At 67.4% G+C, this 26,861-nt stretch carries 28 protein-coding genes; 11 read left to right on the top strand and 17 right to left on the bottom strand.

Translation table 11 applies throughout. The features are described from left to right. From FWJ67_RS08995 to FWJ67_RS08980, 4 genes are all read right to left on the bottom strand, one after another. Nucleotides 1-154: GntR family transcriptional regulator (locus tag FWJ67_RS08995; protein WP_414482720.1), on the bottom strand; the 154-nt coding region annotated here is incomplete at its 3' end. A gap of 143 nt (nt 155-297) precedes the next feature. Then, nucleotides 298-870: a YkvA family protein gene (locus FWJ67_RS08990; RefSeq protein ID WP_414482718.1), complete on the bottom strand. Its 573-nt coding sequence runs from the start codon at nt 868-870 to the stop codon at nt 298-300. A gap of 343 nt (nt 871-1,213) precedes the next feature. Beyond that, nucleotides 1,214-1,483: a hypothetical protein gene (locus FWJ67_RS08985; protein WP_304173256.1), complete on the bottom strand. Its 270-nt coding sequence runs from the start codon at nt 1,481-1,483 to the stop codon at nt 1,214-1,216. Nucleotides 1,484-1,598: 115 nt separating this feature from the next. Beyond that, nucleotides 1,599-1,958: an ArsR/SmtB family transcription factor gene (locus FWJ67_RS08980; RefSeq protein WP_304173258.1), complete on the bottom strand. Its 360-nt coding sequence runs from the start codon at nt 1,956-1,958 to the stop codon at nt 1,599-1,601. Between the two features lie 464 nt (nt 1,959-2,422). Here FWJ67_RS08980 and FWJ67_RS08975 point away from each other — a divergent pair, with 464 nt between their 5' ends. The 5 genes from FWJ67_RS08975 (at nt 2,423) to FWJ67_RS08955 (ending at nt 5,730) form a co-directional block, all read left to right on the top strand. After that, entirely contained in the window at nt 2,423-3,205 is a 783-nt protein-coding gene (locus FWJ67_RS08975) for a hypothetical protein (protein ID WP_304173260.1), read from the top strand. A gap of 86 nt (nt 3,206-3,291) precedes the next feature. Continuing rightward, nucleotides 3,292-3,657, top strand: a complete 366-nt coding sequence (locus tag FWJ67_RS08970) for a hypothetical protein (RefSeq protein ID WP_414482717.1) — start codon at nt 3,292-3,294, stop codon at nt 3,655-3,657. 83 nt (nt 3,658-3,740) lie between these two features. After that, entirely contained in the window at nt 3,741-4,322 is a 582-nt protein-coding gene (locus tag FWJ67_RS08965; RefSeq protein WP_304173264.1) for a hypothetical protein, read from the top strand. 321 nt (nt 4,323-4,643) lie between these two features. Next, on the top strand, nt 4,644-5,168 hold the full coding sequence (locus FWJ67_RS08960) for a C39 family peptidase (protein ID WP_304173266.1): 525 nt from the start codon (nt 4,644-4,646) through the stop codon (nt 5,166-5,168). A gap of 52 nt (nt 5,169-5,220) precedes the next feature. Then, nucleotides 5,221-5,730, top strand: a complete 510-nt coding sequence (locus tag FWJ67_RS08955; RefSeq protein WP_414482716.1) for a SprT-like domain-containing protein — start codon at nt 5,221-5,223, stop codon at nt 5,728-5,730. A gap of 181 nt (nt 5,731-5,911) precedes the next feature. Here the strand turns inward: FWJ67_RS08955 and FWJ67_RS08950 are convergent, their stop codons facing one another. The 4 genes from FWJ67_RS08950 to FWJ67_RS08935 form a co-directional block, all read right to left on the bottom strand. Beyond that, nucleotides 5,912-6,805 (bottom strand): carbohydrate ABC transporter permease, encoded by an 894-nt coding sequence (locus FWJ67_RS08950; protein ID WP_304173270.1) that lies wholly within the window; start codon nt 6,803-6,805, stop codon nt 5,912-5,914. 2 nt (nt 6,806-6,807) lie between these two features. Continuing rightward, a complete protein-coding gene (locus FWJ67_RS08945) occupies nt 6,808-7,701 on the bottom strand; it encodes a carbohydrate ABC transporter permease (protein ID WP_414482715.1) in 894 nt (297 codons plus the stop codon). Between the two features lie 98 nt (nt 7,702-7,799). Further along, entirely contained in the window at nt 7,800-9,077 is a 1,278-nt protein-coding gene (locus tag FWJ67_RS08940) for an extracellular solute-binding protein (protein ID WP_414482349.1), read from the bottom strand. Between the two features lie 185 nt (nt 9,078-9,262). Continuing rightward, entirely contained in the window at nt 9,263-10,417 is a 1,155-nt protein-coding gene (locus FWJ67_RS08935) for a TIM barrel protein (RefSeq protein ID WP_304173276.1), read from the bottom strand. A 213-nt stretch (nt 10,418-10,630) separates the two neighbouring features. Here FWJ67_RS08935 and FWJ67_RS08930 point away from each other — a divergent pair, with 213 nt between their 5' ends. After that, nucleotides 10,631-11,926 (top strand): ROK family protein, encoded by a 1,296-nt coding sequence (locus FWJ67_RS08930; RefSeq protein WP_414482350.1) that lies wholly within the window; start codon nt 10,631-10,633, stop codon nt 11,924-11,926. Nucleotides 11,927-12,034: 108 nt separating this feature from the next. On the opposite strand, the gene FWJ67_RS08925 is transcribed toward FWJ67_RS08930, so the two are convergent. From FWJ67_RS08925 to FWJ67_RS08895, 7 genes are all read right to left on the bottom strand, one after another. Next, nucleotides 12,035-12,673, bottom strand: a complete 639-nt coding sequence (locus tag FWJ67_RS08925; RefSeq protein WP_304173280.1) for a winged helix-turn-helix domain-containing protein — start codon at nt 12,671-12,673, stop codon at nt 12,035-12,037. A 40-nt stretch (nt 12,674-12,713) separates the two neighbouring features. Further along, nucleotides 12,714-13,169, bottom strand: coding sequence for a Fur family transcriptional regulator (locus tag FWJ67_RS08920; protein WP_414482351.1), 456 nt, complete (start codon nt 13,167-13,169; stop codon nt 12,714-12,716). A gap of 128 nt (nt 13,170-13,297) precedes the next feature. Next, entirely contained in the window at nt 13,298-14,185 is an 888-nt protein-coding gene (locus FWJ67_RS08915; RefSeq protein ID WP_304173283.1) for a manganese catalase family protein, read from the bottom strand. Between the two features lie 144 nt (nt 14,186-14,329). After that, nucleotides 14,330-15,142 (bottom strand): SDR family NAD(P)-dependent oxidoreductase, encoded by an 813-nt coding sequence (locus FWJ67_RS08910; protein ID WP_304173285.1) that lies wholly within the window; start codon nt 15,140-15,142, stop codon nt 14,330-14,332. A gap of 57 nt (nt 15,143-15,199) precedes the next feature. Beyond that, complete coding sequence (locus tag FWJ67_RS08905; protein ID WP_369686565.1) at nt 15,200-16,132, bottom strand: acetamidase/formamidase family protein; 933 nt, start codon at nt 16,130-16,132, stop codon at nt 15,200-15,202. Nucleotides 16,133-16,389: 257 nt separating this feature from the next. Then, the gene (locus FWJ67_RS08900) at nt 16,390-17,997 is read right to left on the bottom strand and encodes a bifunctional metallophosphatase/5'-nucleotidase (RefSeq protein WP_304173289.1); all 1,608 of its coding nucleotides are present in this window, start codon (nt 17,995-17,997) and stop codon (nt 16,390-16,392) included. A gap of 85 nt (nt 17,998-18,082) precedes the next feature. Next, nucleotides 18,083-19,345, bottom strand: a complete 1,263-nt coding sequence (locus tag FWJ67_RS08895; RefSeq protein ID WP_414482714.1) for an MFS transporter — start codon at nt 19,343-19,345, stop codon at nt 18,083-18,085. A gap of 537 nt (nt 19,346-19,882) precedes the next feature. Between FWJ67_RS08895 and FWJ67_RS08890 the strand changes: the two genes are divergently transcribed. The 5 genes from FWJ67_RS08890 (at nt 19,883) to FWJ67_RS08870 (ending at nt 24,331) form a co-directional block, all read left to right on the top strand. Further along, nucleotides 19,883-20,584 carry a GntR family transcriptional regulator gene (locus FWJ67_RS08890; RefSeq protein ID WP_304173618.1) on the top strand — a complete coding sequence of 234 codons (702 nt, stop codon included), beginning with the start codon at nt 19,883-19,885 and terminating at the stop codon, nt 20,582-20,584. Nucleotides 20,585-20,622: 38 nt separating this feature from the next. After that, a complete protein-coding gene (locus FWJ67_RS08885) occupies nt 20,623-21,177 on the top strand; it encodes a TIGR00725 family protein (protein ID WP_369686571.1) in 555 nt (184 codons plus the stop codon). 91 nt (nt 21,178-21,268) lie between these two features. Then, nucleotides 21,269-22,552: an ABC transporter substrate-binding protein gene (locus FWJ67_RS08880; RefSeq protein WP_414482713.1), complete on the top strand. Its 1,284-nt coding sequence runs from the start codon at nt 21,269-21,271 to the stop codon at nt 22,550-22,552. After that, nucleotides 22,549-23,481, top strand: a complete 933-nt coding sequence (locus tag FWJ67_RS08875) for a carbohydrate ABC transporter permease (protein ID WP_414482385.1) — start codon at nt 22,549-22,551, stop codon at nt 23,479-23,481. The genes FWJ67_RS08880 and FWJ67_RS08875 overlap by 4 nt, the downstream gene beginning before the upstream one ends. Next, nucleotides 23,468-24,331, top strand: coding sequence for a carbohydrate ABC transporter permease (locus FWJ67_RS08870; protein ID WP_414482386.1), 864 nt, complete (start codon nt 23,468-23,470; stop codon nt 24,329-24,331). The genes FWJ67_RS08875 and FWJ67_RS08870 overlap by 14 nt, the downstream gene beginning before the upstream one ends. Before the next feature lie 228 nt (nt 24,332-24,559). On the opposite strand, the gene FWJ67_RS08865 is transcribed toward FWJ67_RS08870, so the two are convergent. Together FWJ67_RS08865 and FWJ67_RS08860 are read right to left on the bottom strand one after the other, a co-directional pair. After that, nucleotides 24,560-25,207 (bottom strand): GntR family transcriptional regulator, encoded by a 648-nt coding sequence (locus FWJ67_RS08865; RefSeq protein WP_414482387.1) that lies wholly within the window; start codon nt 25,205-25,207, stop codon nt 24,560-24,562. Nucleotides 25,208-25,258: 51 nt separating this feature from the next. Continuing rightward, entirely contained in the window at nt 25,259-26,794 is a 1,536-nt protein-coding gene (locus FWJ67_RS08860; RefSeq protein ID WP_414482719.1) for a TRAP transporter permease, read from the bottom strand. Nucleotides 26,795-26,861 lie beyond the last annotated feature (67 nt).

Here is a 26,861-nt window from a genome sequence, read left to right as displayed (position 1 = left end):
GGGCCTCCCGCAGGGTGGGCCGGGCCACACCCAGGCTCTGGGCCAGCTCCCGCTCCGCCGGCAGGGTGTCGCCCGGCCGGTACTGGCCGGCCAGGATGGCCTCGATCAGCCGGCCCTCCAGTTCGGCCGCTGAGGGTCGAAGGGGTGCGGGCACCGCCCTCGCCTCCACTGGTCTAACCTCTCTGAATCTATGGTCTGACCTCTTGTGGCGTACCTTCCCCTTCAGCTCTGGAAATCCCTTCCTGAAGGGACGGGTTCCCGGCGCGGGGCGACGCCCAGGCTGCCGGCGGGAACCCTTCAGGCGAGGCGGGGATCGGGCTGATGGGGTTCGGGCGGTTGGGAGGTTCCCGGGACGGGGCGTGCGTCGGGACGGGTCCGGCCTGTCCGGCGCCAGAGACGGGTGGCTGCCCGCCAGCCCAGGCGGAGGGTGGCGCCCCCCAGAGCCCCTGTTTGGCGGAGGGTCCACGCCAGGGCCCGGCCGGCACCCCGGAGGCCTGCGCGGACCAAGAGGCCCATGGCCGCCCTGATCCGCTCCAGATCCTCCTCCAGCACCAACGGGTCCAACCCCACGGCCGTCAGGTGAGCCCCCCGCCGCTCCGGGGGAAGCTGGCCCAAGACCCGGTTGAGGGTGCTCAGGACCGCGTAGAGATCGTCCAGCTGCCCCAGGCCGGGAATGAGCCCGGGGATCAGGTCCACAGGGGAGAGGGAGTAGCCCAGCCCGGCGGCGAGCCAGAGGCGCTGGCGTCGGGAGGTGGCCGGATCCCGGTAAAGACGGGCCAGAAGACGGGTGTACGCCGGAAGCCTGCCGGCCACGGGCATCAGGGTCTGCTTCAGCCCTTGCAGCAGGGACGGGGGTGCCTCGTCGGCCATGGACCCACCTCCACGGTCTCAGGTTGGCTCCCTCTTCGCCGGGAAACCCGGGCGGGCCTGCTGGCCGGGGGTTCAGGCGGGGAAGGGGCCCACCAGCCCAGGCGGTTCCCCAATCCGCTTCCTGGCGGCCGGGTGCCCCGGTCTTCCTGGGCGTCGGATTTCGCGGGTTCGGGCTGGATTTCCCGGGAAATGCCGGCTCCCGCCTGATCCTCCAGCCGCCCCGGGGCGCGGGGATGCTCACCGAAAGAGACGATCAAACCCGGGCGGATCGCCCGGGTGGACGGATTGGAGGCTGAGGGCTCACCTCGGGGACCCTGTCGGGTCCGCCCTGTGGTCGGGGAGGCTACCCACCCGCGCACGTCTCGCAGCAGCGCGGGTCGGCCACGGCGACAGCCGGACCTTCGGGTTTGGCCGCCGTGTTGGGTCTGGGTCCAGCAGGGATCAGGCGGAGCAGCCGCCCGGCCAGGCGCCAGACGGCGCCCTCTTCACCGGCTGCGGGGTGCGGGTCGTCCGCGAGGAGCCGGCGGGCCTCCCGCTGACGCGCCGCTTCCTTACGGAACTCCTCAAGCCGTTCTTCCGCGTACCAGAGCAGCGGGTCGCCATAGGGGACCATCGAACGGCACCTCCCCGTTACATCAAGATATGTTGATCCCTTGGACCTGAACAGGCCGACCGGGGGCGCTTGACCCCGGTTCCCCTGGGCGGCGGAAGGGCCGCCGCCCTGCCGGTCAGAGGGTGAGGGGGGCGGCGACCAGGGCCCGGGTGAAGTGATGGAGGGCTTCGAACCCCGTGGGATTGAGAACGTAGTAGGTCCAGCGGCCCCGGGGCACCTCGCTCACCAGCCCAGCCTGCTTCAGGATGCGGAGATGGTAGGAGACTAGGGATTGGGCCAGCTGCAGGTGCTCCTGGAGCTCGCAGACGCACAGCCCGTCGGGTGTACCCTCATCGGTGGGCAGGTTCCACCCGGATCTGCCCTGGCTGATCAGATGGAGGATCTGCACCCGGACGGGGTCGCTCAGGGCCTTGGCCGCCCGGACCACGCCCAGGTGCCGCTCCCCCTGCTCCATGGCCATCACCCCTTCCCTCACCCCTCACCTTCATCATATAAAGAGTCGTTGATTCGTCAAGGAGCCGTTCCCGGTCGGCTTCAAGGCCCGCACGGAATGGGCGAACGGCCCCAGCGGCTCCCTCTCGGGCTTGGCCCGTCCCGAGCCCGGCGGGCGATTATCCAGCCCAGGACGGGGCCGCGAGGCGGAAACCGGCGAGCCTGACGCCTCAGCTTCCTTCCAGGCGGCCTCCATCCCTTGACGCTCACCTACCCCATCTCCCAGCCACCTCCGGGAAGAGGCCGCCAGAGGCCCGAGGCCTCCCCGACCCCCGTGCCGGCGAGCAAGAACCCCAAAGCCTGCCCCCGAGCCACCCTGCAGAGCGGAGCTCGGGGCCGGATGGGGGCGCCTTCCTTATCCGCAAGCCTCGCCGTGTGACCTCACCCCGCGCCCCTGGTATGGTGGGCCTGCGCTTCCTGGATCTTCCGGAGAGAAGGTGGCTGGCGGTGCGGGCACAGGCTGTTCTCCTCGGTGTGGGCCAGAGATCATGGGTCGGGCGGCTGGTCCTGATCTTGGGACTCCACCTCGTCCTTCCCGGCGGGGCGCGGGGCCAGATTGACCCGCTCTTGTACGCCCCGGTGGGCGCCGCGCCCCGGCTGGCGGTCAGCCTCGCCGTGGCCCCCGACGGGGCCGTCTTGGCCGACGGGACCCGGCTGGAAACCCTGGAGCAAACCCTTCAGGTGAGCCTTGAGCACCCGCTTGGAGGGCATCGGGCCCTCCAGATCAGCCTGGCCGGCTCCCACTTCGCCGCCCGGCTGGACGGTGCTCCTTCCGAGAGGCGCCTCAGCCTGGACCAGGTGGGCTGGGGCCTGATCCAAGCCACCGAGTGGCGGTGGCTGGGCGACCAGCAGCTTTGGAGCTTGGAGGCTTACCTCCCCCTGGGGCCCGCGCCAGGACGGGTGGGGTACGGCCTCGAGGCCAGGGCCGTCTGGCTGCAGGATCCCCTGGCCTGGGAGGTGGCCGCCTCGGCCCAGGCCGCGCCGGGGAGGCCGGTCACCTACGGCTGGTCCGGTGGGGCGACCTTTCTCGCCAACCGCCACGCCAGTGTGGCCGTCCAGATCGACGTGATCGACCGTCCCCACGAGGCTCCCACCACCGTCGCCTCCCTCACCCTGTACCGGCACCCGGCCCTTCCGGGCCAACCCCTCTGGGGTTGGGGGGGGCGCCAGGCCATTCAGGCGGGCCAGGCCCGCCCATCGTTCCACCTCGTCTGGGGTTGGGGCTGGTGAAGCGTCACCGTTTCGGTCCGGTGTCACGTGGCCGCTGGTGAGCCCTGGGAGCGCAAAACCATGGAATGCCACGAGGAGGGATGACCATGAATCGGTATGGATGGCGTCGTTGGCACGGGATGCTCGTCGCCGTCGTGATCCTGGCTTTGGCCGTCGGCTCGGTACCCGCCGCAGCCGCCCCCGCCGCCCCTGGACCGGTGAGCCCCGTCCCGCTGGCCGCGGCTGGGCTGGCGCTTCCCGAGGGGCCCGGCGTCACCCCGCTGACCCCAGCGGAGCTCCAGGCGGTCGACGGGGAGATGATCCAGTTCCTCATCATCGGTGCCCGCCTCACCCTCGCCTGCCTGCGCAGCCCCTCGTGCCTGAAGACGGTGGCCAAGATGACCGGTCGAGCCGCGTTCAAGGCGGCAGAGGTCGGTGGAGCCATCAAGTTCTGGTGGGACATCTTCTTCTGATCCCGCCGGGGTAACGCTGCTCTGAGGGCTTGCCGGCGGCCGCGACGCCGGACCGCCGTTCTTGAGGTGAAGGAGGGGCCCGGATGGGCTGGTTCGACTGGCTGCTCGCCCTGATGCCTCTGCTGGCCGGCCTGGGTGCCTGGTACGTCCAGACCAGCATCGTCCTCATCCACGAGGAGGGCCCCGCCGGCCCTCCTCGGGTCACCCTGGAGTGGATCACCCCCGTGATCGCCTTCCACATGACCACGTTCCTCGTCTACGGGCTCCTGGCCCGGTGGCTGGGCGGCCCCGGGATGGCCGGGGAGGCCCTGAGCCGCTTCCGCCTCCTCTTCCTGGCCATGAGCGCCGGCCTCCTGGGCAGCCAGATCGTGGATGAGCCCCGCTTTCCCATCCCACCCGCGGCGCCCCTCCCTCCCTTCCGCCGGGTGGTCCTCCAGCTGGCGGCGGGTACCCCATGGTGGTTCCTGGCAGACCCAACCCCCGTGGGCCTGGCCGGGCTGGCAGCCCTCCCCCGCTGGCTCGGGCTGGAGGCGCCGCCCACCCGGCTGGAGGAGTTCTTCGGGCTCTGCGCCCTCTTCGCGGGCGTGGAGTGGACCCGCCGGCACCTCCGCCGGTGCCGGCGGCGACAGCGGACACCTCAGCCAGAGAAGCGGTCTGTCACCTAAGGGCCCACATCGCCGAAGAGCCTGCATCACTGGCGCCTCCGATGGAGGCCGGCACTCCCGAAAGGAGGGCGATGGACGATAAGGACAGGAACGACCGGGAAGAGGCCCACAATCCCCTGGGAGAGGGGTCCATCCTGCCGCGGGGTGCGGCCCGAGGCCCGTTGGCCCGCGCCGGCGGCCGTTCCCCCACGGCGGCCCCGCCGCCTCCGCCAGCTCATCGCTACAACCGTCCTTCTCCTGGTGGCCGGAAGCGGGCCGACCCCAGCGGAGGCTGGGGATGATGGGGCGCGCCGTTCTCACCTGGACCTGCGGCAGGAGGGGGTGGTCATCCAGACGGACTGGACGACCTGTGGTCCGGCGGCGGTGGCCACCCTGCTCACCACCTACTTTGGCCTTCCCGTCACGGAAGAGGCGGTGATCGCCCTGGCCCGGCCCCACCTGCCCGAGGCGGCGGACCCCGCCCAGACCGGCTACACCCTGGGCTCGCTCCGGGAGGCCATGCGCCGCCTGGGCCTGATCAGCGAAGGCTACCGGATGGAGCTGGACGCCTTGGTGAGGTACCAGGCGGAGACGGGCCTGCCGGTCATCGTCCACCTGGCTCTCCCCCAACCCCACTTTGCCGTCCTCGTGGGGAGCCGGGGCGGGCGGTTCCTCCTGGCCGACCCCTCCTGGGGCATGGCGGTCGAGCGGGAGGCAACCTTCGCCGCGTCGTGGTCCGGCTCGGTGCTGGTCACCCTCCCGCCCCCCGGCTCGGTGGAGGCCATGCGCCGCGAGGTGGGCCAGGCCCTGGAGACCCACCTGGTCCACCGACCCCGGCAGCTCCTGGCCGCGGCGGCCCGGCCTTGAGGTCAGCTGGTCCCCGCAGGGAGCGGCCCGTGGCCGGCGAAGGAGAGAGGGCATGAGCCATCCCGCGTCCCATGAAGCTGTTCCCTTACCCTCCATCGAGGAGCTTCAGGCCCTCTACGAGACATACCGGCAGGCCTACTTCGACGGCCGGCTCCCGCCCGTCTCGGACGTGACCCTGGAGTGGAGCAACCGGCTCACCGCCTCGGCCGGGCTCTGCAAGCCTCAGGAGCGGATCATCCGCCTCTCCACCCACTACCACCGGAAATACCCCGGCGAGGTAGGCATGACCCTCCTCCACGAGATGATCCACCTGCTGGTCCCCGGGCACGGCCCCGCCTTCCGGCGGTGGATGGAGGAGATCCGCCGGCGGGGCGGCCGGGTGGCCCGGTACGCCCGGGAGCGGGCCACGCCCCGCACCATCCGCTGGGTCTACACCTGCCCCTGCGGGCAGGTCTACCCTCGCTCCCGGCGCCTGCCCCACGGCGGCCAGGCCTACCGCTGCGGCCGCTGCCGGGGCCGGCTCACCGAACGGCGGCTCCAACCCGCCGGGGGCTGCCCCTAGGGAAAGCCCCTAGCGGAAAGGGAGTTCCAACCGGCCCGGCGGAGCCGGTGGCGCCAGCCCGACGCGGGGAGACCTCCTGGCGGAGGCCTCCCCGCGGTCGGGTTCGTCGGCGTTCGCTGGTCTGCTGGGCAAGAAGGGCCCGCGCGGCCGGACCGGCCGGCGGAACCCCCAGGAGCAACCCTTAAGAGCGGAGGGCTCCGGCGGTGAGGCCGCTCACCACCTTCTCCTGGAAGAGGATGAAGAGCAGGATGGTGGGCAGGCTCCCCAGGGTGACCGCCGCCATCACCGCCGGCGTGTCGATGCCGTACTGGCCGAAGAGCTGGCGCAGGCCCAATGGCAGGGTGAAGGCGTCAGGCGACTGGAGGAGGACGGAGGCGAAGATGAACTCGTTCCAGGCGCCGATCAGGTTGTAGATGGCCACCGTGGCCAGCGCCGGCGTCGCCAAGGGCAGGGTGATCCGGTAGAAGGTCTGGAAGGGGGTGCAGCCGTCGATGCGGGCTGCATCCTCCAGCTCCTTGGGGATCTGGGCGAAGAACTCGGTCAGGATGAAGACGGAGATGGGCAGGGCGAAGCCCACATACGGCCCGATGAGCGCCAGGATGGAGTCGTAGACGCCCATCCACTGGGTGAGGATGTAGACGGGGATCAAGGTGATGTGGATGGGGATCATCATGCCCGCCAGGATGAGGAGGAAGAAGGGGCGCTTGCCGGGGAAGGCCATCCGGGCGAAGGCGTAGGCCGCCAGGCTGCTCAAGGCGACGATGAGCAGCACCGAGACCCCTGTCACGATCAGGCTGTTGGTCAGGTAGGTGGGGAACCGGCTCGCCCAAACGGACGCAAAGTTGGTCAGCCTCCACTGGGAGGGGAGCGCCCAGGGGCTGATGAGGAACTCCCGGATGGTCTTGAAGGCGGTCAAGACCATGAAGAAGATGGGTGTGAAGGCCACCACGAACCAGACCAGGGCGAGCACATAGCTCATCAACGTCGAGAGGCGCTGCCGCCAGATGGGCCAGCGGCTCACCCGGGGCGTGGGCCCCACCTGCACCGTTGCTGTGGCCATTCCTCGCGTGGACATCCTCAATCCTCCCGCCGAAACTGGGTGAAGTAGAGCAACGTCGAGCTGACCACGAAGGCGATCAGGAAGGACATGACCGCCACCGCGCTGCCGTAGCCCATGCGGAATTGATTGAAGGCCGTCTTGAACATGTACGTGGCCATCAGCTCGCTCGCGTGGTTGGGCCCGCCCATGGTCATGATGTAGATCAGGTCAAAGTACTTGAGGGAGCCCACCAGCGAGAGGACCACCGCGGTCCGGATGGTCCCTTTGAGCAGGGGCAGGGTGATGTAGCGGAACGCCTTGGTCCCCGTCGCCCCGTCGATGGAGGCCGCCTCGTAGAGTTCCTGGGGAATCCCGACCAGCGCCGCCTGGAAGAGGATCATGTAGAAGGGGATGAACTGCCAGGCCATGGTCCCCACCACCGCATAGAGGGCCGTGGCCTCCTCGCCCAGCCAGCCCCGCTGCCACCGCCAAAGCCCCAGTTCACCCAGCAGGTTGTTGAGCAACCCCATGGTGGGGTCGTAGATGTAGATCCACAGAATACCGATGGCGACCGTCGGCACCATGTGGGGCACGAAGTAGGCCGTGCGGAAGAAGCGCATCCCCCGGAGGCCCTTGGTGATCAGGAGGGCCAGCGCCAGAGCGAAAGGCATCTGGGTGAGGATGGAGAGGAGCATCAGCTCCAGGTTGTTCCCCACCGCCTGCCAGAAGACCCGATCCCCCATCAGCCGGGCAAAGTTCTGCAACCCCACGTAGGTGGCCCGGGGGCTGACACCTGACCAGTCGAAGAGGCTGTAGTACATGGAGACGAGGATGGGCCCCACCACGAAGGTGAGGTAGACCGCCAGGGCCGGCAGGAGGAAAGCGTACGCCATCCACTGGGCGCTGCGGCGCCGGGCCACCGCGCTGCGCATCATCAACCGCTCCCTTCGCCGTCACAACGCACCGGAGGCCGGGAGAGGCGGCGAGGCCGCCCCTCCCGGCAGAGCTTACAGCCTTCGAGACAGGGCCCTTAGTCCAGGAGTTCCTTGGCCTTGGCCTCCATGGCCCGGGCCGCCTCGAGGGGGGTCATGGTCCCGCCGAAGATGGCCTGGGTCGTATCCTTGTGGAGCTCGCCCAGCTCCGGCGGCAGGAACTGGTCGTAGTAGAGCTGCATGTAGCCCGCGTTCTCCAGGTAGGCCATCAGGTCGGCCGTCATAGGATCGTCGATGGGCGTGCCGATCACCGCCGGCAGCCGGCCGGTGGCCCGAGTCCAGTCGGCCGCGGTCTGCTCGTCGGTGATGTAGCGCAGGAGCGCCAGGGCCTCTTCGGGGTGCTTGGTGGTGGAGGCCACCGAGAAGAGGTCGCCGCCGGCCACCACTTCCGTCGGGTCAGCAGAGCTGCCCTCGATCCGCGGGAAGGGGAACCAGCCGACGTGCTGGCCGAACTCGGGGTCCTCCGCCCGCGCCTGGCCGGGGAACCAGGAGCCCATCAGGTGCATGGCCGCCCGCCCCGAGTACATGAGGGCGCTGGCCTGGCCGACGTCGTGGTCCAGCCCGTTGAAGCCCGGCGGGAAGGCACCCGCGCGCACCAGCTCCTGGATCAGCTCGCCCGCCCGGACGAAGGCCTCGTGGTCGAAGCCGTAGCCCGGCACCCGGTTGTACGCGTTGAGGAAGACCTCATGCCCGCCCACCCGGTGGGCCAGGTAGATGAAGTAGAAGGCGCCCGGCCACTTGGTCCGGTTGGCCAGGGAGATGGGGATAATCCCCTTGGAGCGCATGTCGGCCACCAGGTCGAGCAGCTCGGACCAGGTCTCAGGCGGCTCCCAGCCGTACTGATCGAAGAGCTGCTGGTTGTAGAAGAAGACGACCACCGCCAGGGTCAGAGGCACCGCGTAGTAGTCGTCGCCGAACTTGGCCAGCTCCAAGGAGGCGGGCACGTAGATGTCGCCCCAGCCGTCCTTGGCCAGCGCCTCGGTCAGGGGCAGGACCATGCCGGCGTCGACGTACGCCTCCAGCCAGCCGCCGCCCCAGGAGTTGAAGACGTCCGGAGGAGTGCCGGCAGCCATGGCAACCTGAAGCTTGGTCTTGTAGGTGTCGTTGTCGGTGACGGTGATGGTGACATCCACATCGGGATAGTCAGCCCGGAAGCGTTCCACGGCGCGTTCGATCACAGCCGCTTCGTGCTCGTTGGTGAAGATGTGCCAGATCTCCAGGCTCTTCCGCTGGGCCGCCACAGGGCTGGCCGCCAGCACCAAGATGCCCACCACGAGCAGAGTCGTCACAGCCCACGTGATCTTTCGGACCTTCACCGTGAAAGAACCTCCCTTCCCATCCTTCGGTTCCTCGAAGCGACACCAGCCAGTTGGTTGCCCCTCGCCCTCATCTGAACCTTCCGAGCCTCCCTCCCTTCGCAAGGCCGAAAAGCAAAGCCCCGCCCTCCCAGCCAGGCGCCCCGAGACGGTGGCGCCCCAAGGGGGACGGGGCGCCCACCGGCCTACCCTTCCCGGCCCAGCCGGGGGAGAGGTTCAAATCGCTCGGGATGGGGTGCCCTGGCCCGAACCAGGTACCGCTCCACCCAGCCCCGAGCCTGGTCGGGGTGCTCGGCCGCCCAAACCAAGCTTTCGTGATCCAGCTCGTTGATCCGGTCGCAGGCGGCCCGGATCGCCTCGATGGAGGCCCGCACCGCCTCCTCGGGCGGCATCCGCTCGGGGTTGAGGTCGAGCCCGAAGAGCTCCTGGTACCCGTGGGTCTTCAGGGTGTAGAGGGCCGCCTCCAGCTGCTCCGGCGCCACCATGCCCACCGGCAGGTCCAGATCGTAGCCGCCCAGGGGCTGGGCGTTCCAGTGGGTGTGGGCCAGCCGCCCCGCCTCCAGGATGAGGCTGAAGCTGTAGGCCAGGTCCTCATAGGCCATGAGCATGTGGCCCACCTCGGGGTTGAGGCAGACCAGCGCGTGGCCCTCGTCCAGGAGCTTCCGGTTCTCGGGGTGCTGGAGCTGGGCCTCGACCCGCTCGGCCAAGAGCAGGCCCTCCGCCGTGGTCCCGAAGAGGATCCGGCCGCGGGGCTCGTAGGGCTTGGGCTCGAAGGCGATCCGCACCCCCGGCACCGTCTCCATGGCCTCCACCAGCCCATCGATGAAGCGACGGCGGGCGTCGGCCAAATTGGCGCCGAAGGGTTGCTCAAAGCCGTCGATGCCCGGCCAGACCACCATGAAATCGGTGTTCAGCTCCTTGTTCAGCTGGAGGCTGCGGATGGTGCGGTCGATCGCCTTGCGGCGCGCCTGCGGGATCGGCGAGGAGAGAGAGCCGAACTCGAAGTCGGCGTCCCGGAAGAGGAGCGGGATGACCGACACGATCCGGATCCCGGTCTCCTGGCTGAAACGCTTCCAGAGATCCAGGTTCTCCTCGTTGATCTCGTTGGGATAGTGGGCTTCAACCCCCACCACCCCCAGGGGCGCCAGAGAAGCGATCCGCTCCAGGCGTTCCTCAATGGAGAGGACAGGTTGGTAGGGGTCGTGGAACCGGTTGTCCGCCGGGTTGAAATACCAAACCCCCACGGAGAAGCGGGGGTCGAGGGTGAACGACTTCAGGAACGCTGCCAAATCGCTGCCGCGCCGAAGGGTCGCCTGATTTCGGAGATCCCGCAACGCCACCGGGACACCTCCTTTGTTTCCCCAACCAACTATTGACTCTTATACGACATGGCTCAAGAGTCTCCTCCCTCCCGGAGCCTGTTCCTTGCATCACGGATGACCAGGCGTTAGAATAGCCTCGTATCCCGTCTCTTTGGCCTGGTCCTTTGAAACGGTAGGCAACCCGACCCCCAAGGAGTAAGTTGGCGCAATCACCCTTTCGGAGGTGGCGGCATGGGCCCCTATGCATCCACGGCAGACCAGTTTCTCGTGAAAGCCTTCAACCAAGGGATTGTCCTTCATCTGCTGCGGGTGCAGGGCCCGCTCTCCCGAGCCGACATCGCCAAGCTGACCGGCCTGAACAAGACCACCGTCTCCGTCCTGGTCGACGAGCTGATCCGCCGGCACCTGGTCCGGGAGGTGGGCATGGGTACCTCCAGCGGCGGCCGCCGGCCCCGGCTGCTCGCCCTCAACGCCCAGGCGGGGCTGGTGGTGGGCGCTGATGTGGCCGTCGACTACCTGCTGGTGGTGGTCCTGGACCTCCAGGCCAAGACCATCTGGAAGCGTCGGGTGGATCGGGAACCGGGCACCGATGCGGCGACGGACCTGGCCCGCCTGGGGGATTTGATCGCGGAAGGGGTGGCCGCCGTGCCCGAGACCCCCCTGGGCCTCCTGGGGATCGGGGTGGGGGTGCACGGCCCCGTGGAGCACCCGGGCGGGCGGCTCATCATCGCGCCCAACATGGGCTGGACCGACGTGCCCGTGGGGGAGAGTCTGCGGGAGCGGTTCCAGGTGCCTATCGTGGTGGACAACGAGGCCAACACCGGCGCACTGGCGGAGCTCTGGGCGGGCGCCGCGCAGGATGTGAGCGACCTCTTCTACTTCAGCATCGGCATGGGCGTGGGGACGGGCATCGTCCTCGACGGGGAGCTTTACCGGGGCAGCGCCGGCACCGCCGGGGAGATGGGCCACACCACCATCGACCCTTCGGGGCCCCTCTGCACCTGCGGGAACCGAGGGTGCCTCGAGACCTTCGTCTCCGAGCGGGCTCTTCTCCGGTACGTGCGGGAGACCTTGGGCGAGGCCGCGCCCAAGAGCCCGGCCGAGGTCTTTGCCGCCGCCGACCAGGGCGAAGCCTGGGCCATCGCCGGCCTGGCCCAGGTGGGTAACTACCTGGGCATCGGCGTGGCCAACGCCATCAACACCTTCAACCCCGAGCTGGTGGTGATCGGCGGCCCCATGGGGAGCACGGGCCACCACGTCCTCAACTCCGTGCGGCGGGTGGCGGAGCAGCGGGCCCTCCCCTTCCCCTTCAGCCGGGCCCGGATCGTCACCTCCAGCCTGGGCGAGGAGGCGTGCGCCTTGGGCGCGGGCATCCTCATCCTCCAGGAGTTCTTCCGCATCCCCCAGGTGCGGACGGCGGACCGGGCCCCCGAGAACGTCCTCGGCTCCGGCAAGCGCCGCCAGGGCGCCAGCACTTCAGGCCTGCCCGAGGTGGGCGTCCACTACTCCACGGTGGGCAACGCCTAGCCCCCGGGCACGGCTCACCGGCCACCGTCCCGCCGCGCTCGGGAGCTGTCCGGCCTCAGCCTTCCAGCGTCCGGCCGTCGGGCCTCCAGTTCTCCCGCCCGCCAGCCCTCACCCGTTCGGCACCGGAAAGGCCAAGCGGTAACCCACGCCTCGGACCGTCTGGATCAGTCCCGCCCGGGAGGCCAGCTTCCGCCTCAGACCGGCCACGGTCACGTCCACCACGTTGCTCGCATGGGCCTCATCCCAACCCCACACCGCGGCCAGAAGCTCCCGGCGGGCGACGGCCTGGTCGCACCGGCGGGCCAGCTCCCGGAGGACCCCAAACTCCCTGGGCGTGAGGCGGATGGGCTCCCCCGCCACCCAGACCTCCTGGCGGGCCTGATCCACCAGTACCGCCCCGCAGAGAAGCCGCTGCTCCCTTCCCTGCTGAAGCAGGCGCTCCACCCGCCAGCGGAGCTCCACCTGGTGGCAGGGCCAAACCAGCAGGTCATCGACGGTGCCGGCGGCTATGGCTTGGCCCAGGCAGGGCAGCCGGTCCAGCTCCCGGCGCCGCACCAGGAGGAGCCGGGGCAGGCAGGCCCGGCTCAACCACCGGGCCCGGGCCGGGCGAATGAGATGGCTGTCGATCACCAGCAGGTGGACCGGCGCCGGACAGGAGAGGACAGCCGCCGGATCCAGCACCACCAGCCCTACCTCGGGGCCCAACAGGGGCGCCAGCTCCCCGGCGAGGGCTGAATCTGCGGTCACGAGCCCCGCCACCGAAGCTTCACCGGGCGACAGGCTGGATTCAGGAAGACTTCCGACCGCGTCCCATGGCGTCATGACCCTCTGGGAGCCCAGGCTCCCCGCGCGACTGGCACTCGGGGCAGAGGCCCTTCAGCTCGATTTGGGCGTCCAGCACCTGGAAACCTGTCTGCTCAGCGATGGTCTCGACTCGGCAGTGGCAGAGCTCCGCCTCCACCTCCACCACCCGCCCGCAGCCGGTGCAGACCAGGTGGTGGTGGTGCTCGGTCCGCCCATCGTACCGGGTGGCATGCCCGCCCAGCCGGATCTCGGTGACCAGGCCCGCCTCGACCAGCGCGTGGAGCGCGGTGTAGACAGTGCTGTAGGCGATGGTGGGGTGCTCAGCCCGGACCCGCTCGAAGATCTCCATGGCGGTGGGGTGATCGTGGGAGCGGCGAACCACGTCGAGGACCGCCTGGCGCTGCAGGGTCATCCGGATGGGCCGGCCGTGGCTTTCCATAGAAGACTCCGCTCCGTTCCTCTCGAACTCAGATCGACTTTTCTTTTCATTATACGTGATCCTGGGTGCGACCGGTAGGGAACGGAGCGGCGGCACGGGACCCCGCCGGATCCCGTGCCGCCTGGCCGTCAACCCTTCATCAGCCGGGCAGCGATCTCCGCAATCTCGGCAGGATCGTACTCGGGCGCGAAGACCTCGGGCACCTCGGGCAGGTTGGGCACGGGACCGCCCTCGGGCGGACCGTCCACCACCTCGAGGTCGCCGCTGCCGTCGGGCGACGGGCCGTTCCAGATCTTGGCGATCTCCTTGTAGTCCTCCGGGCTGTAACGGTACAGCTTCCGGTGGAAGCCCATCTGCTCGTACTTGCGCGCCTCGGGGAACTTGCTGTTGTCGATCTTGGGCACCGGCAAGAGCTTGGGGATCTCAACCCCCGTCAGGGTCTCCAGCGCCTTGGCATAGGCCAGCGCATGGACCCCGCCCCGGACCAGGAGGTAGCCCACCATCTCCCGGGCCACCGGGTTGTCGGTCATCTCGTAAACCCGCAGCTTGGCCATGCGGGCGCCGACCTCGAGGAAGAAGTTGTGGAGCAGGTCCAGGATCAGGTTCCCGCTGGAGAAGACGTAATCACCGTTCCAGTGCCCGCCCATGGCGTTGCCCACCAGAGCCGCCTGCCCGGTGTTGATGAAGTGGTGGACGTTCCGCACATCCTTGACCACCTTCAGCGGGGCGTCCTCGGGCGAGGCCGGCTGGGTGCTGCCGGAGAGGAGCAGGTTGATGGTGGTGGCCACCAGCTCGATGTGGCCCAGCTCCTCGGTGGCGATGTTGGCGATGAGGTCGTAGTACGGCCGAAGCTTGTCGCGCCCGCGGAAGTTGAAGGACTGGTAGGTGTAGTTCATCAGGGTGGACATCTCACCGAAGCGGCCACCCAAGAGCTCCTGAACGGCTGCCGCCGCGTTGGGGTCCGCCTCCTTGGGCTGGGGCAGCTCGATCTGGAGCCGGTCGATGCGCAGATACATCCTGTGCATCCTCCCATCGCTGGTGGGAAATCGAACTCAATTCGAGTTCCGGTTTCATTGTAATCAGCCGTCCGCTGGGGAGGATGAAGGATTGATGAAGATGGAGCCGCGCTCAGGCCCGGCCTGCCCGGGGGCGCCACCCCTTCACCAGATGGTGGCGCCCCCTTCCACCGGGAGGATCGCGCCCGTGACGAAGGACGCATCCTCCGAGGCCAGGAAGACCACGGCCCGGGCGATCTCCTCAGGGGAGGCGATCCGGCCCAAGGGCGAGGCGCCGGCCAGACGGGCGGCCACCTGGGGGTCCGAGCGGATGTCGGCGGTCATGGGGGTGGCCACCCAGCCGGGGGCGATGGCGTTCACCCGGATCCCCGCCTGGGCGTAGCTCACCGCCATGGCCCGGGTGAGCGCGATGACGCCGCCCTTGCTGGCGGCATAGGCGTGGGTGTCGTTGGGGGGCAGGCTCCCCTGGAGGGCGTCGTCGGAGGCGATGTTCACCACCGCCCCGCCCTCCTCCAGCATCAAGGGGATGAAGGCCCGGCTGGCGAGGAAGACCCCCGTCAGGTTGACGGCCAGCACCCGCTCCCACGCCTCCGGGCTGCAGGCGTGGACCGGGCCGTCGCCGACGTGCCGGCCGCTGATGCCCGCGTTGTTCACCAGCACGTGGCACCGCCCGAAGCGGGCCCGCACCTCGGCCGCCGCCCCCTCCAGCTCCTCGGGCCGGGTGACGTCCGCCTTGATGAAGAGGCCCTGGGTCCCGGCGCCGTGCCCCGCCTCCGCCACCAGGCGGGCCGTCGCCCGCCCGTCCTCTTCCAGCACATCCAGAGCCACCACCGCGGCCGCCCCCTCCCGGGCCAGTTCCACGGCGATGGCCCGGCCGATCCCCCGGGCCGCGCCGGTGACCACCGCGATCCGGTTGTGGAAGCGTGGATGGTGAGGCTGCGCATGGTTCGGCGTCAACGGGTGCCTGGCCCCCTTTGTGAGGTCGCGCGTCGTGGGCTCGGTTGGTGCCCCGGCCTACCGGAAGATGGCCCGGGGCAGGTAGCAGGAGACCACCCAGTTGGGCGCGTCCACCACCTCGGAGATCTTCAGGTCGGCGGCCACACTGCAGAGGACGTAGGCCAGCGGGGGATCGAGCCGGTACTCCCGGCCGATGAGCTCGATCATCTCCCGCACCGAGTCCTTGGCCGCCTCCATCAGGTCGGGTCCGATGCCGCAGGTGACGTGGTAGCCCTTCTCGCTCACCGCCGGCCCCGGCGCCCCGGGAAGCTCGAAGCGGGGCAGCCGCTGGTTCGTCCCCTTCTCCAGCCCGAAGCGGAGGCGGACCTTCATGGCCGTCTCAATGGCGGTGCCGCAGACCTCGCCGTCGCCCTGGGCGGCATGGGTGTCGCCCACGGAGAAGAGGGCCCCCGGCACCTGGACAGGCAGGTAGAGCTTGGCGCCCGCCACCAGGTCCCGGATGTCCATGTTCCCGCCCACGGCCCGGGGCGGCACGATGGAGTGGGCCCCAGGCTCTGCCGGCGCCACCCCGATGGTGCCCGGGAAGGGCCGGAAGGGCAGGCGGATCTCGGGCGTGAACTCCACCCACTGCCTGTCGTAGCGGGAGAGGTGCAGGTAGGGTTCGGCAAAGTCGTCCGCCAGGAGGCCGAAGCCCGGGATGATGGCGGACCACCCCCAGCCGCTCCCCTCCAGCTCGAGGATCTCCACCACCAGGGAGTCGCCCGGCTCGGCCCCCTCGACGAAGACGGGGCCCGTCACCGGGTTGACCCGACCGAAGTCGATCCGGGCCACGTCCTCCGCGCTCGACTGGGCGGAGAGCTGGCCGCCGGAAGCATCCCTCGCCTCAAACTCCACCTCATCCCCCGGCGCCACCGTTGCCACCGGGGTCAGGCTGTTGTCCCACGCAAAGTGGACATGCTCGCTGTGGATCGTCCGGTACGAGCTCACCATCATTCCTCCGTCCTCGGCGGCGTTCTTTGGCCGCGGCTCCCGGCAGGCCCCGCCTCCCCGCCGGGCGAGATGCTTTAGGAGCATCATACCAATTCTTGCCCGCCGGCTCATCCCTCAGACACCTTGAAGCGCAACCCATGGGGTCGAGCATGGCCCGGGAGCTCCTCTCCGAACCCCGCGAGCTTCCCCCGGAAAAGGAGAGCCATCCCCCGCCGGAGGGATGGCTCCCAAGCCCTGACGCAACGATCCGTCGGGCTCTACCCGTCGACCCGCTGGATCCGGCCCTCCACAGCCGCGGTGACGGGGCCGTCCAGCTGCTCAAGGTAGGCCACCAGCACGTCCAGGTCGATGGGGCCCGCTTCGCGGTTGGTCCCCTCGGTGAAGACGGTGAAGTTGTCGCCGCCTTCAGCGAGGAACCCGTTGACGGCCACCGTGTACCGCCGGTCCGGATCGAGGGGCCGGCCCGCCTCGTCCCGGACTTCCACCACCTTGTCGCCCACCGGGCGCCGGTCATCCCAGGTGTAGCTGAGGCCCGAGATCTGGAGGAACCGGGTGCGGATGGATCCGTCGCTTTCAGACTGCCACTGCTGGTTGAGGAGCCGCCGGATCTGCTCCCCCGTCAGCTCCAGCTTCACCATGGGGTTGTTGAAGGGCTGGATGGCGTACAGCTCCCCCCAGGTGACGGGGCCGGCGTCCAGGTCCGCCCGGATGCCGCCGGGGTTCATGAAGGCCATCTCGGTCCCCAGGCCCCAGCGCTGGGCATCGGCGATGAGGTTCCCCAGGGCCGACTCCCCAGCCGGCGAGGCGGTACGGGTGATGGGCTCGGGGGCCTCGGCCACCACCCGGGCCACCCGGTCCGCAACCCGCTCCTGGTACTGGGCGACCAGCCGCTGGATGGCCGGGTCGGGCTCAATCTGATCGGCCCAAGTCGTCACCACGGAGGCGACGGAGAAGACCACATCGCCCGTCTGGGGATCGATGACCAGGTCCACATCCGAGAAAGCGGTGCCGCTGGAGTAGGCCTGGACCACCAGCTTGCCGTTGATCCGGCTGTTGAGGAAGCTGTGGGTGTGGCCCGCGAGGATCACGTCCACCGCGTCGTCCACCCGCTGGGCCAGGTCCACGATGGGGCCTTCGATCGTGCCGTCCTGGCTCTGGAAGCCGCCCAGGTGGGCCAGGACCACAATGGCCTCCACCCCTTGCCGCCGCAGCTCGGGCACCCACCGGTTGACGGCCTCGGCCTCATCCAGGAACTGGAGGCCGGCCACTGCACTGGGCACCACGATGGAGGGCGTCTCGGTGGTGACCACGCCGATGAAGCCCACCCGCACCCCGTTGACCACCTTGATCACGTAGGGCGGCAGGATGGGATCCCCTGTTGCCGCGTCGACCACGTTGGCCACCGTGTAGGGGAAGGCCGCGCCGGGGAAGTAGCCCGTCGCCTCGTGGCGGCCGCCGTGGATCAGCCGGAGCATCTCCTCCAGGCCCTCGTCGAACTCGTGGTTCCCCACGGTGCCCACGGCGAAGCCCATGACGTTGAGGAACTCGATGGTGGGCTCATCTTGGAGCAAGGCGGAGATGGGCGGGCTCGCCCCGACCATGTCGCCCACGTGGACCAAGAGGGTCCCCGCCGGGTTCTCAGCGATCCGTTCCTGGAGGTACGCCGCCAGCACCGGGGCGCTTCCTACGGGCCGCCCCGAGACCATGCGCCCCTCATCCAGCTGCCCGTGGAAGTCGTTGATGGCCAGGATCTGGACCAGCACGGGACTGGCCGCCTCATCGGCCGCCAGGGCCGGCGCCCAGGCGGAGAGGGCCAGAACCAAGGCGAGAAGCGTCGTCGAGAACCTACGCAAGAGCTTCACCACGCCGCTCCCTCCATGCACTGCCGTGTTGGACCGTTCGCGGGTGAGGTTAGGCAGGTGCGTTTGGCATTCCTTCCCAGGAAGAGGCTCAAGGGGAGCCCGGCCCCTCCGCCGCTGCCCAGGCCGTTCGCCGTTCCACCACCTCGGTGGCCAGGAGCATCAGGGAAGCGTACAGGAGGACGACCACCGGCAGCCAGCCCAGGTGCCGCCCCGCGGTGATCCACCCGAAGGCAGGCGGCAGGAAGGTGGTGCCTGTGTAGGCGACCCCCATCTGGATGCCGATCAGGCTCACCGCGGCCTCACCAAAGCGCCGGGGCGTCTCGTGGAGCATGGCGGGGTAGATGGGGGCGCACCCCAGCCCGACGAGGGCAAAGCCCACCAGAGGAACCACCCCGCCCACCGGAATGAACATCACGGCCATGCCGGCCAGGATGGTCCACAGCCCTGCCCGGATCAGCCCCGGGTTGCTCATCCGCATGGAGGCAAAGCCAGAGACGAACCGCCCGAAGGTGAGGCTGCCGTAAAACAGGGAGACGCCGAAGGCCGCCGCGACGGGGTCGAAGCCCCGGGCCCTGACCAGAAAGCTGCTCCCCCACAGGCCCATGGTGGCCTCCAGGCCGCAGTACAGGAAGAAGGCGAGCAAACCTGGCGCCACGCCCGGCAGCCGGAGAAGGCGGCCCAGGGTGAAGGAGCGGGCCTGGAGAGCGCTCTCCGCCGTCTGGCCCTCATCCCCGCCTGGTTGACGAGCCGCCTCCCGAACGGGAGCACCTGCAGCGGGTCGCTCCCCCTCCATCCGCCGCCAAAGAGGGATCGACGCGAACAGGATGGCCGCTAGCCCGATCTGGATGAGGCTGATGATGAGGTACCCTCCCCGCCAGTCACCGCCCTGGGCGATGAAACGAGAGAGGATCAAAGGACCCGTCATCGCGCCCACGCCCCAGAAGCAGTGGAGCCAGTTCATGTGGTGGGCCGCGTAGTGGGTGGCCACGAAGTGGTTGAGGGCAGCGTCCACCGCGCCCCCGCCCAGCCCCAAAGGAACGGCCAGGACCAGAAGCCACCCATGGGACGGTGCCTGGGAGAAGCCGAAGAGAGCCACGGCCGTAAGGGCCACACTCACCCGGGTGACCGCCCCCGAACCGAAGCGCGGCAGCAGGGAGCCGCTGGAGAAGCTGGCGATAATGGTGCTCCCGGCGATGAGCATGGAGATGACGCCGGCAAAGCTGTAGGGCACACCCAGGTCCGGCTGCATGACCGGCCAGGCGGCGCCTAGCAGCGAATCAGGGAGGCCGAGGCTGATGAAGGTGGCGTAGATCAGGGCTAGGAACAAGGTTGCCGTAAAGATCGCCCCCATAGGCGACACCATCAAGCTCCGTTCACCATTGCAGCCATTCTATCACTCGTCGCATCGCCGAGCATGTTCTTTCCATCTCCGGATCGGCCCTGCACCTGTCGATCTCCAAATTGTCCGCTCCCTGAGCGTTGATCCAGGCCTATCGCGCTCGCACTGGAGACCGGTCCCTCCTCACGCACAACCGCCTACTTGATGTCGCCGACGCGGATCTTAGTCACAAAGGGCTGGTGGCCCGCGCGGGACCGCCTCCGACCAACCCGCTGGAAGTAGCGGCCCCATTGGAGGAGCTACCAGACCAAGGACCAGCTCCGCGGCACTTGGAGGCCATGTCGGCCCGCGTGTCACCTACGAGTCCCCAACCCACGTTCGTTCACCCTCTTCCCTATAGAGATCGGGGGCGTGCTCTCCGCCGAAGGCGTGGCTCAAGTGGCCGTTAGGTTCCTTCTCGGTCGTACCCGGACGCGACCCAGCAGGAACACTCGCTCACACACCGAAAGGGTATAACGTTATAACAGGTTCCACCCGGGGGCTACGCTCATGGAGCTCCACCGCGAGGACTCAGTTCCACTCTACCACCAGCTACGCAATCTTCTCCGGAACTACATCGTCGAGGAGAAGCTGCCGCCCCATACACGGCTTCCTAGTGAAGGGGAGCTCCAGGCCCAGTACGGGGTCAGCCGGATGACCGTCCGCCTGGCATTGAACGATCTGGTCAAGGAAGGCCTCATCTATCGCCAGGCCGGCAAAGGTACCTTCGTGGCTCCGCCACGGGTCTCGAAACGCTTTGTCTCCATGATCAGTTTCACGGAGGAGCTGCGAAATCGAGGTTTTCGCCCATCATCCAAACTTCTGGAGGCCCGGGAGATCCCAGCCAGCGATGAAATCGCTGCGAGACTGCATCTTTCGCCAGGGGATCCGGTGATACGCGTACGCCGCATTCGCTACGCGGACGGCGAGCCCGTCGGCTATAACACCAGCCACCTCCGGGCTGATCTTTGTCCAGGTATTCTCGAAGAGAACCTCGCCGAAGGCTCTCTCTATGAACTCATTGAACGGCGCTACGGCCTGCGCATTGTTCGTGCCTCGAGGGACCTGGCCTCCATCCCGTGTCCTTCAGATCTAGCTGATGTCCTTCGTGTCCGCTCAGGGGACCCCATCCTTCAACTCCTGGGCGTGGTGTATGTCGAAGACGGAACACCTCTCGACTTTTGTGAGGAGTACTATCGCGAGGACCCGTAACCAGCGCGCGGATCATGACGTTCGAAGAGGGATAGCAAGTGTCGAGCGAGATCCACCAAACCTCTCCCAGGCGAACGAGACGCCCTTGCGTGGCTGTGATCGGAGCCAGTCAGTGTTCCCCCAGACTCGCCCAGTGGGCCGAAGAGGTGGGCGAGGGGATCGCCACCCTGCCTGCGGACCTGGTCTGTGGCGGCCTAGGAGGTGTCATGGAAGCAGCTGCCCGTGGTGCCAAGCGCGGGGGGGCACGCACCATCGGGTTGCTTCCGGGGATTCATAAGGAAGCCGCCAACCCTTTCATTGACATTGTCCTTCCTACTGGCATGGGCCAGGCCCGAAACGTTCTGGTGGTGCTGGCCGCTGACGTGGTCGTGGCTGTTGGCGGGGAACTGGGCACGCTGTCCGAGCTCAGCCTTGCCCTCAAGCACGACATACCCGTTGTCGGCGTGGATACGTGGCCCGTGGAAGGCTGGTTGGAAGATCCGTCGATCCCATTTTCGCAAGCGAAAGATCCTCAGGAGGCCCTGCGCATCGTGCGCCAGTGGCTTACTTCGGGTTTGCCACCGAGAGGGGTGAGAGGGGCCGAAACAACCTAAGTCTGTCTTCGGGATCAAGGCCTTGTGGCATTCTGTGCTGAGCAGTTCCCACCAACACCCGGTAAGACTGCGAAGGGAGGCATTTCCCGCCATGCTTTCGAGGCCTTTGCGCCTGCTGGTAAGCCTGTTCGCTGTCGCATTCCTCTCGGCGTGGAGCATGGGCGTGGCCTTCGCCCAGCCCGTCCAGATCGAGTACTGGCACATCAATTCGGCCACGTTCGGTGGTGACGCCGTCAAGGAAGCCATCGCCGTCTTTCAGCAGAAGCACCCCGATATCAAAGTCACGGACCGGTTCCAGCAGGGAGACTACGGGGGCCTGCTGAACAACCTCCAAGCTGCTCTTGCAGCCGGCAATCCCCCTGCCGTCGCCCAGATCGGTTACAACTACCGGCTCTTCGCCTTTGACCAAATCCCTCATACACCGATCGCTTCCTTCGAGAGCATTGATCCCGAGTATAACGCGTACCTGGATAGCTTCGTAGAAGGCATCCTTGGCCTGGGCCAGGATGAGAATGGTGTTCAAAGGGCCATCCCCCTGGCTGTGAGCGTGCCGCTGCTGTACTACAATGCTGACCTCTTCCGCCAGGCCGGCCTTGACCCTGACAACCCGCCCTCTACCTGGCAGGAGGTTCGCGAGGCGGCGAAGCTCATTCGTGAGAGGACTGGGCAATACGGCATTGGCATCCAGATCACCAGTGCCAACAACTGGATCCCACAGAGCATGGTGGAATCCAATGGTGGCTGGCTGATTGACCCGGATGGCCGGGTTGCTATCGACTCCCCAGAGGTCATCGAGGTCTACCAGTTCTGGCAGGATCTCGCCCAGAAGGATCGGACGCTGCCCGTTGTCACCGATGCGGAGCAAGAGCAGGCTTTTGTGGCCGGCCGGCTGGGAATGTACATCAAGACTTCCGCCATCATGTCCACCTTTGCCCAGCAGGTCTCGTTCGATCTGCGGACGGCTCCCTTCCCGACCTGGGGTGACAAACCGCGGCGGGTCGCGGCAGGCGGGAACGCCCTGTTTATCTTCGCCAAGGATCCCGCGCAGCAGCGGGCTGCGTACGAGTTCATCAAGTTCCTGACCAGCAAGGAAGGTCAGACCATCTGGGTGGAGGGCACAGGCTACCTCCCCATTGTGCGTGGCGTGGAAGACGATCCGCGCTACCTGGCGGATTACATGGCGGCCAATCCGCTGGTCCGGGCGGCCCTGGAACAACTCCCCGACGCGGTGCCTTGGGCCCCCTTCCCCGGACCTCGGGGTTTCGAGGCTGAAACGACCCTTGCTGAAGCCCGTGAAGCCATCCTCAACGGTGCCGATGTGAAGGCGACGTTGGAAGAGACGGCACGGGTTCTCCGGAGGTTGCTGAACCAATGAGGCTTGCGCTTCGAGGGCGCGCGGTAGTCCCGCGCGCCCTATCCCTCGGAACATGGGAAGCCCTGCGCGGCTATCTCTTCGTCTTGCCTGCCCTTGTTGGCCTGGGTCTCTTTGTCTACCGCCCGTTGCTGTCGACCGTTCGCTTGTCGTTCTTTGACTGGAACATGGTGAGCCCCACCATGACTCCCGTGGGCTGGGACAACTACGTGGAACTCATCCAGAACCCTGTAGCCCACAAAGCGCTGGTCAACACGGCTGTTTACGCCCTGTGGCTGGCGGTCCTAGTTCTCGTGCTTCCCACCGTTGCGACCATCGGGCTGGCGTATCTCCGGGGCCGGTGGCGCCAGAGCTTGCGAGTGGCCCTTTTCTTGCCCAACATCATCTCGCTGGCCACCGCCTCCGTCATTTGGCTCTGGATTTACAACCCGATCGGTGGGTTCTTGGCAACCGTGTGGGACTCTCTCGGCTGGTTCCCCGTCAACTGGCTTTCAAACCCAAAGACGGCTCTAGGCGCCGTGGCGGTCATCGTGGCGTGGAAAGCCTTTGGGTACAACTTCCTGCTCCTGACAGCCGGACTGAGCGGGATACCTCATGAGGTGGTGGAAGCGGCACGCGTGGACGGGGCGGATGGCATCGCCCTATGGCGGTACATTCTCCTGCCGTTGCTGGGGCCGACGATGGTTTTCGTCCTCTCCGCCACACTCCTGATGTCGGCCGAGTATGTCTTCACCCCGGTCCACATGCTGACCGAGGGCGGCCCGGTAAACGCGACGACCAACATCGTCTTCGAGATCTGGCGCCAGGCGTTCCGGTGGTTCCGCGTGGGCTATTCCTCCGCCATCGCTCTCGTGGTCTTCATCCTCTTCCTGGTCATCACGACTGTTCAAATGCTGGTCTCAGAACGGGTGGTCTCCTATGAGGAACGGTAACCGTGCAACTGAAGACTGGTCCGTCGCGACGACGCCCACTGTCCGCACAGTGTGGTCCATTTTTCTTGCCTTGCTGGCCATCGTCTCCCTGTTTCCCTTGTGGTGGATGTTCACAACGGCCATCAAGCCGGCCTCGCAGATTTTCGCCGGGGACCTCACCCTTTTCCCCCGCACCGTCACGTTTGACCACTTTCGCCGGCTGGCCGAGAGTTTCAACCTGCTTAAGATCATGTGGAACACGCTCGTGGTGGCCGGAGTAACCACCGGGTTGCAGCTGGCAACCAGCCTGCTGGCAGCTTACGGTTTTGCCCGGTACCGTTTTCCTTTGCGTGAACCGCTCTTTTACGCCTGCCTTGGGGCCATGTTCATCCCCATTCAGGTCATCATGGTCCCCAACTACCTGCTCATGTCCGACTGGAACCTGCTCAACACGTACGCGGCAGCGGTGCTCCCGCAGATGGCGAGCGCCTTTGGGATCTTCTTCCTGCGCCAGCAGCTGCGCCTGTTCCCGCAGAGCCTGCTCGACGCGGCACGCATCGATGGAGCCGGAGAGTTGACAGTCCTCTTCAAGATCGTGACGCCGACGATTCGTCCCTTCATCACCGCATTGGGGATCCTATTTTTCATCAACGCCTGGAACCAGTACGTCTGGCCCGTCCTGGTGCTGACGGACCCAGAGATGATGACCCTTCCCCTCGCCTTGCGGGAATTCATGCACTCGGAAGCGGGTCACGACTGGGGCTTGATGATGGCCGCGTCCACCATGGGCGTCCTCCCTGCCCTCCTCGTCTTCCTCCTGGCCCAGCGGATGATCATGAGTACATTTGCCACCGCGGGTCTGAAGGGCTGAGATGGGGTCTCCTAGGCCAAGGGGTCGGTGAACGTCCGGAAAGGGTTCCAGATCCTGCACGCCCCGTATGGGAAACCTTGAGCCTCGACGAGCCCGGGACCGTTCTGCGGCGCGGAGCGATGAGGGGTTCCAGGGCGCGGTCGGGCGGGGGGAACCCGACAAGCCGTCCCGGTTCCCCCGCCCGGACGGAACCCCCCCAATCTCCGCCACCAGCACGGGCAGAACCGATCAATTGCGAACCAAGTCCCACGAAGTGCGGATCGTCTCCCGCAGCGTGGCGATGTGCCGGCGCATGGCCTGTTCGGCCCGCTCCGGGTCCCTCGCCTGGAGCGCTTCAAAGATGGCCCTGTGCTCCCCGTACGACGCCTCGGCCCGACCGGGGATCAGCATACTGCGAAACTGGGAGCGGACCATCCGCGCCCCCAGGAGATTGAGCAGCTTCGGGATCTTCTTGCTGCCGGAGGCGTTGTAGATGGCCGCGTGGAACTGGGCATTCGTCTGGGAGTAGCGGTCCAGCTCGCCCTTGTCGATCGCCTCCCGCATGGTGGCCAGACACCCTTCGAGCACTTTCAAGTCTTGGGCGGTCACCCGCTCGGCGGCCAGCCTGGCGGCGGCCCCTTCCAGCACCTCCCGGACCAGAAGGATGTCCAGAGCGTCCTCGAGGGTGAGCTGAGCCACCATCGCGCCCCGATTGGGCCCGATGGTGACCAGCCCTTCCGCGCTCAACCGCTCCAGAGCGAGTCGGACGATGTGACGGCCGACGCCGTAGGTCTCTGCCAGGTGCGTCTCCACCAGGTGCTGGGAGGGCAGGTACGAACCATCCAGGATCCCTTGGCGAATCTTTTCGTACACTTCGTCAACCCGGCTTTTGCGCATAGCCCTCCTCCTCGACCAAGCGAAACGCCTCTCGACCACCTTCGCCGGACCTTAGCTAAAGGGAAGCTCGGTGGGGCCATCGACCCCGATCCCGTGCCGGCGAATTCGTCCCTGGAGCAACCATACCATGATCACCATGCCCACGCCTGCCGCGTCGGTCGCCGCCCCTGGGTCGATGAGGAGCAGCGCTGCCAGCACCAGCAACAGGCGCGCCCACCAGCGGAGCGGTCCCTGCATGTAATTCATGACCGCCATGGCCAGAAGGAAGACGCCCACACTCGCGGTGACGGCCCCGCGCAGCACCTCGTGCCACACTCCCTGCCCAAGAAGGACCGGGTTGCTTGCGAAGAAGAAGGGGACAATGAAGGATGGAAACGACATCTTGAACGCCATCCAGCCGGTCCGGTCCGGCGAACTGCCGGCGATGGACGCGGCTGCATAGGAGGCCAAAGCGACAGGCGGCGTCACGGCGGCCAGCACACCGAAATAGAAGACAAAGAAATGGGCTGAGATCGGCGCCGTACCCATCTGCACCAAAGCCGGGACCACCAGTGAGACAAGGAGGACGTAGACAACAGTCGTGGGCATGCCCATCCCCAGGATGATGGAAACCACCATGGTAAGCACAAGCAAGACCAGACTGGAACCCGCCGACAGGTCAACCAAGACGCTGGCCAGCCGGGCACCCAACCCGGTCAGCTGCATGACGCCCACCACAATGCCTGCGCCCGCCGAAACGATGCAGAGGGTGGCCGCACCCCGGCCCGCTTCCTCCAGGGCAGCCAGCACCTGACGAAGCCCCGCTCTCTTGACCACAAGCAGGACAAGCGCCAAACCGACGCCCACCAGGGCGGCGAATGTAGCCGAGTAGCCCAAGATGAGGAGGCCGAAGATGACTCCGATCGGGAGGATGTAGAGCCACCCCTCCCTCAACACCTGGCGGAGCGGCTCAATCTGGGCCGGAGCCATGCCACGCAGTCCGTGGGCCCGGGCGTAGAGGTCCACAGCCATCCCCACCGACAGAAAATAGATGATGGCCGGCAGTGTCGCAGCGAGAGCCACCTGCCCGTACGGCACGCCCAGGTATTCCGCCATCAAGAAGGCCGCTGCGCCCATGATGGGCGGCATGATCTGGCCTCCCGTCGAGGCGACCGACTCGATGGCCCCCGCCACGTGGGCCGGGTATCCGGCTCGCTTCATGGCCGGGATGGTAACAGCACCCGTCGTCGCCACGTTCCCGGCCGCGCTCCCTGAAACGGTACCGACCAAGGCACTTGCGATGACCGCCACCTTCCCGAGACCGCCGGTGAACCGACCTGCGATAGCCTGAGAGAACCGCACCAGCACATCGGAGGCCCCCACCACTTGAAGGAGGGATCCGAAGACCATGAAGATCATGACGTACCGGATCATGATCTTGAGGGGGGTTCCGTAGATCCCCGCGTAGGTGAGCAAGAGATGGCTGGCCGTGGTGCTGAAGGAGTACCCCCGGTGCACCAGCAGGCCCGGCATAGACCGGCCGAAGATGGCATAGGCAATGAAGACGAGGCTCACGATCGTCAGCGGCCATCCTACGCTGCGGCGGATCGCTTCCAGAACCCGGGTTGGGCGGGTCGAAGAAGGGCGGCACGAAGAACCGGGCGCCGCCCGAGCC

Origin of the sequence: Limnochorda sp. (genome assembly GCF_047459355.1) — a bacterium.
In the GTDB taxonomy this organism is placed as follows: domain Bacteria; phylum Bacillota; class Limnochordia; order Limnochordales; family Limnochordaceae; genus Limnochorda.
This window is presented reverse-complemented; position numbering and strand designations above follow the sequence as displayed.